This window comes from Brevundimonas huaxiensis, assembly GCF_014218725.1.
Classification (GTDB): Bacteria; Pseudomonadota; Alphaproteobacteria; order Caulobacterales; family Caulobacteraceae; genus Brevundimonas; species Brevundimonas huaxiensis.
This window is the reverse complement of record NZ_JABBJE010000020.1, coordinates 1-4,987: the sequence shown is the minus strand read 5'-3', so window position 1 is coordinate 4,987 and position 4,987 is coordinate 1. Positions and strand designations below refer to the sequence as shown.

Genomic DNA, 4,987 nt, shown 5'->3' with positions numbered 1-4,987 from the left:
ACCGAGACTGGAATTGGAGCGAACACGTCGTTGAGCGGCCGCATAGGTCAGAGCGACTGTAGCGTCGCCCTGGGCCGCCTCTTGGGGCGCGGCCTGAACTTGGGAGACCGCCGCAAGGGCGTTCGGCGCTGATCCGGCCAAAATGCCGACAGCAACCGCCCCGATCCAAGCTGCACGCATCGTTTCACTCCGACGTCAGCAAGCATAACTAACTCAAGCGCAGCCGTTACGTCCAGCAACTGGCGTTGCGATATCAGCCAAGGGTCTAACCCTATCCTCGTTATCGAGCGGTCGCTGTTGGAAGTTGGTTGCCTAGAAGCTGACATCCCTTAGGTCGCCTTGGAGTCAAAACCAGACGTTGTTAGGGCGCTGACAAACTGATTCGTTGCCGATGGCGCTCGAACGCGGTCTTTGCGCGGTCGCGACTCCACATTCGTCGGCCTGCGTGTAAGGGTTCGGTTGGGAGGACTGACTGATGGCGACACGCAAGACCCTCATCAGATCGCGCGCTGGCGTTCGCCTTCAACGCATCGAGCATCTGGTCCGTCAGCAGGTGGTCCAGTCGTCCTGGCGGCTTTCAACCCTACGCCAGAACCAACCACGCTCATTTGCCGATGAGACGGAAGCGGAGGACGCCTTTGACATGGAGGTCATCGCTTCGCTGACCGATCCCATCATCATGGACATGCAGCGTCGCGGACTGATCGACTGACATGGCGGCCAAGCTGAAGGTCTTCACCTGGTCCGACGGCTTCCATGCCTTCACCGTCGCCACAAGCTCGCGACCCAAGGCTTTGGAGGCCTGGGGCTCAAAGCAAGATCTGTTCGCAACCGGCCTGGCCAGCCAGCTTTCCGGCGGACCGGATTACGAGGCCGCCCTAGCCTCTCCTGGCGAGGTCGTCGAGCGCGGGCTTGCGATCGATGTCGGCAAGATCGGAAAGGCGAAACCCGCCAAACCTCGGGGACCATCCAAGGCGAAGGCCGCCAAAATCGAAAAGCTGCAGGCGGCGCTGGCCGATCTGGATGAGCGCCGTCAGGCCGAGGTGGCTGATTTCGAGGACCAGCAGACTACGCTGAACAAGGCGCGTCAGGAGGCGGAGGCGACCTATGAGGCGGACCGTAAATCCCTGGCTGCGGATCTGAAAAAGGCCAAGGTCTGATGTGTAACCTCTATCGCCAGCGCTCGGGTCCCCAAGCCATAATGGATGCGGCGAACGCGATGCGGTCGACCGTCGGCAACCTCGCGCCGGGCGATATCTATCCCGATTATCCAGCCCCAATTGTACGGTGGGAGGGCGCAGAGCGCATCCTTGCATCCGCGCGCTGGGGCATGCCGTCGTCCAAAAGAATGATCTTCGACAATGCGACGAAGCGCGCCGACAAGCTGCGCGCCAAGGGCGGCGAGGTGGACTTTCCGAAAATTCTGGAGTTCGAGCCCGACAGCGGCACGACCAACGTCCGCAACACCCGCTCCAGCCATTGGCGCCCGCATCTGTCGCCAGCGTCGCGCTGTCTGGTCCCCTTCACGGCCTTCAGCGAACCAGGTCGGGACGCCGCCGGCAAATACCGACCCGTCTGGTTCAAGCTCGCCGGGGACGATCCCGAGCCCCTCGCCTTCTTCGCCGGCATTCACCTTCAGGCCCACACAAGCGTGCGCAAGATCAAGACCGGCATGGAGACGATCGACGTCTTCGCCTTTCTGACGACAGACCCCAACGCCGAGGTCGGCGCGGTTCACCCCAAGGCCATGCCGGTGATCCTGATGCAGTCCGACGAGATCGAGGCGTGGATGACGGCGCCGTGGGAGACGGCCAAGGCGCTTCAGCGACCGCTGCCCGACGGCGCTCTGTCAGTTATCGACGCCTGAACCGCGTAAAGCCTCCGATCGTTGTTTAAAGACGATCCGGCCCCGTCCTGGCGCTCGCCACAAGGTCTGCGGTCAACGGATCAGGCGACAAATCCCAACGGGTCAGCGCCGCGTCGAACACGGTCGAATCAGCGGCCCGTCAGTTTCATTTGGCGGGGCGTTGGGCGCCGCGTGAAGAGCGCAGACGGTCCTGAACGAGTCTTCGGGGAGTGGTGGCGGCGCGACGGGGAGATCGACGCCATGCGAGACTATTTCCAGCTGAGGACGAGGCTGGGGAACGCTTCTGGGTTTTCAGACGGGGCGATGGCGAACAGCCTGTCACCGGGGATCTCAGTTGGTTTCTCCACAGCCTTTTTGGCTAGACATTTTCCCTGTGCGCCGACCGTGAGACCCAGCCTCTCGTTCAACCGCGCGACTGAGCCGCCTGATACGCCTTGATGCCCGGCTGAAAGCTTGGACGGAAGTCTGCCGATATCCCCAATCCCGGACGTTGCGCCATGAAGCGATCAAACCGCTGCTGCCCCTCCAACTGCAGCGTTTCCACCCAACTCATGTCCACGCTCACCTGGGGCGGAGGATTTTTCATGTTTGCCGCTTTGACGTTCGCACCAACTGGAATGCTCTTTGGAACGACCCTCTCAACGACGCTCGGCGTTGCCGGATCACGGCCCCCAACCCTCGCTATCCCAGCCGCCCGTGCCGCGCTAAAATGCACAATATCCATGTAACCCTCCCAATCCGCACTCCCCGGTTGCAAGGAACGCGCCGCGCAGCGCCATTATTCCCCTTTGTTTTTCCACGTTTTATTTTAACGAATTAACCCCATTACCAGCAAAACGCGCCGGCTCGGCAGTTTTTTCCACTACAGCATCATCCAGTCTGTTTCGAAGACCTAGAGATGGTCCACCCATAAGACAGGAGGCGTTGAGGCCATCATGGTCGGTCGAGCCGCTCCGACCAAGTTGCCAAGATCTTAGGTTGTTCGATTCTCAAGCTTGAGCGTCTCCATGAAATCCCCGCCATGGTACCATTCAGAGATGATCAGAGCCTGATTATAGACCCCAATCCGAAGCACCCAATTGCCAGCAAGCTTCAGGGTCATATCAAAGCCGAAGGCGTTCCATGCCCATTTGAACGGCCTCCGGAAGATCATTCGCCGCGACATTGTCCCCGAAGCTCTAAATGAGAAACTGTTTTTTAGTTTTACACGTCATCATTGACGCCCCGAAAACTTTTGGTTGCCTAGATGGACGGTGACTTCGGTCTCCTGTCAACTCCTCGTTGTGATAGATGCGCGGTTGAGCAACCTTGCACGAAAGGCCGACTATGAGCGCCGATAACTTCAAGCCACGTGAAGCTCCGCGATGGGATGCTCGACACCCCACGCGCACGCCCTACATCGAATGGCTCCCGTTCCAGAAGTTGGACCAGCCCTGGAAGATCAACGCCGCTCTCCGAGCTGGCTCCGGGGCGTTCGTAGCCATCGCGCTCTCCCACGGTTTCTCCGCCTTCTCTGCCTGGATCTCCCCTATCCGCGGCGACACCCTGCTGTTCGGTTACGACAAATCGGCGGTCCTGACGGCGAACCTTCTGGTCGGCTTGTTCGCCCTGTGCTTGGCCGCGGTCACGTTCCGCGCTCCCTCGCGTCCTTTGTACTACCTCGCCTTGGCCTGGTCGCTGATCGAACTCATCCCCCCGCTAACCTATGGCCTGTATGGGCATGGAGCGGGCTATTTCATCAGCTTATTCGGGCTGGCCGTCGCGATGACTGGCGTCCAGGGAATTCACGCGCGGCGACGATTCCGGAGTGGCGTCCCCACGTCGAGCCAACTCTGAGACCGTCATTGCGGCAGACGCTCAACGGCTCGGTCCGAGTGATGCGCAAAAGGCGGTCTACCTATGCTCTTCCTTGAGGTTTAGTGGAGCTTTTACGCACGATCGACCGCCGGATGGGGGCGTTCCTCCTAGTCTGCGACCTTGTAGTGCTGGAACCGACCACTTGCCGCGTTGACGTAGGAGATGTCGCCTGTTGGCAGGGCGTAGACTTGGGAACAGGCGGTCAGAGGCCGCTCGGGCTCGTCTCGACGACGACACATCCAACCGTCAGCGATCCAATAGGCGCCGCCAAAGCTGTGGTAGTCGCTTTCGAAGCGATAGGTACCGTCACGCTCGAAAGCCTCGGTGACGATCGCCGAGCTGTGCTGAATATCAACGTAGCGCTTCCCGACGAAGGTCGATCGCAGTTGGGCGTCCGTCATCGGGACCTGACCAGCAGGCACTCTAGCGTAGGTCACTCGCATCGAGGACGGAGGCGCGGGCGTCCCCGTCGCCACACCTTCAGCCGCTTGCATGTCCTTGGCTGCGTTGGTGACGCGCGCCTCGCTGCATGAGGCCGCTCCAGTGCCCAGGACGCCGAGAACGAGAGCGGATACGCACGTCAGGGGGCGCACTGCCCAGCCTGATCCTGATGACGAGCGGCGCGAGGGCGTCACGCCCCATGGGATTGCTGCGGTCATGCAAACATATACTCCTGATGGAACCGAGCCCCCGTCGGGGTAGCTGAAACCATCCCCTCCTCAATGTCAAAGGGAGCCGCCGACGCAGGAAACAGGCTGGTGGGGCCTGTCGGGGGCATTCGAGGCTGAATCAGGTGAGAGTAACGCGTCGAGCGTGCTCCAGACCTAGTTCCCAAAAATAGATGGCCTTCATGCTGGACAGCACGTCCAAGCCCTCGCTTCCCGTCGGGTCTGTTAGCCTATCGCCAAGTCCTAGTCGCTGCGACGACGAGCGTCGAGGGTAATAGCCGCCTACCTGGTCTTCAAACCTGAAGCCGGCCCCACTGGCCAGCTCGGATGATTGCGCCACTGAGTTCGCCGCCCAGATTTGAGGATGGGGGCTGACTATGCCGCTCGAGACCTGCCAGTGTCAGCCGATTCTCCGGCATTTGCAGGAGTCATAAGTGACCCAGTACACCCGCCCCTGCGTCCGCATGAAGCCCTAAAAGCGGACCTTTTTGGACGTCCGTTTTGAGTCGAGGCCGTGTAAAAACCTGCTGAGCGGTGGCGGGGTGGAGGTGGAGACGAAGCGCAGGACGCCATCGCCTCAGGCCCTGATCGCCTC

7 protein-coding genes are annotated in these 4,987 nt (G+C 60.7%); 4 read left to right on the top strand and 3 right to left on the bottom strand.

Translation table 11 applies throughout. From position 1 onward, the window contains the following. A partial coding sequence (locus tag HF680_RS15855; RefSeq protein WP_205196342.1) for a hypothetical protein occupies positions 1-180 on the bottom strand: 180 nt, incomplete at its 3' end. A gap of 295 nt (positions 181-475) precedes the next feature. On the opposite strand from HF680_RS15855, the gene HF680_RS15625 reads away from it, so the two are divergent. From HF680_RS15625 to HF680_RS15615, 3 genes are read left to right on the top strand one after another with little or no spacing between them, the layout of a single operon-like run. Beyond that, positions 476-712 (top strand): hypothetical protein, encoded by a 237-nt coding sequence (locus HF680_RS15625; protein WP_045811039.1) that lies wholly within the window; start codon positions 476-478, stop codon positions 710-712. A 1-nt stretch (position 713) separates the two neighbouring features. After that, positions 714-1,160, top strand: coding sequence for a hypothetical protein (locus tag HF680_RS15620; RefSeq protein WP_045811040.1), 447 nt, complete (start codon positions 714-716; stop codon positions 1,158-1,160). Continuing rightward, a complete protein-coding gene (locus HF680_RS15615) occupies positions 1,160-1,867 on the top strand; it encodes an SOS response-associated peptidase (RefSeq protein ID WP_045811041.1) in 708 nt (235 codons plus the stop codon). Before HF680_RS15620 ends, HF680_RS15615 begins: the two co-directional genes overlap by 1 nt. Positions 1,868-2,270: 403 nt before the next feature. Here HF680_RS15615 and HF680_RS15610 read toward each other — a convergent pair whose 3' ends face one another. Further along, positions 2,271-2,591 carry a hypothetical protein gene (locus HF680_RS15610; RefSeq protein WP_156146791.1) on the bottom strand — a complete coding sequence of 107 codons (321 nt, stop codon included), beginning with the start codon at positions 2,589-2,591 and terminating at the stop codon, positions 2,271-2,273. 602 nt (positions 2,592-3,193) lie between these two features. Between HF680_RS15610 and HF680_RS15605 the strand changes: the two genes are divergently transcribed. Next, positions 3,194-3,703: a hypothetical protein gene (locus tag HF680_RS15605; protein ID WP_045811043.1), complete on the top strand. Its 510-nt coding sequence runs from the start codon at positions 3,194-3,196 to the stop codon at positions 3,701-3,703. A gap of 128 nt (positions 3,704-3,831) precedes the next feature. Here the strand turns inward: HF680_RS15605 and HF680_RS15600 are convergent, their stop codons facing one another. Then, on the bottom strand, positions 3,832-4,125 hold the full coding sequence (locus HF680_RS15600) for a hypothetical protein (protein ID WP_045811044.1): 294 nt from the start codon (positions 4,123-4,125) through the stop codon (positions 3,832-3,834). Positions 4,126-4,987: the final 862 nt, after the last annotated feature.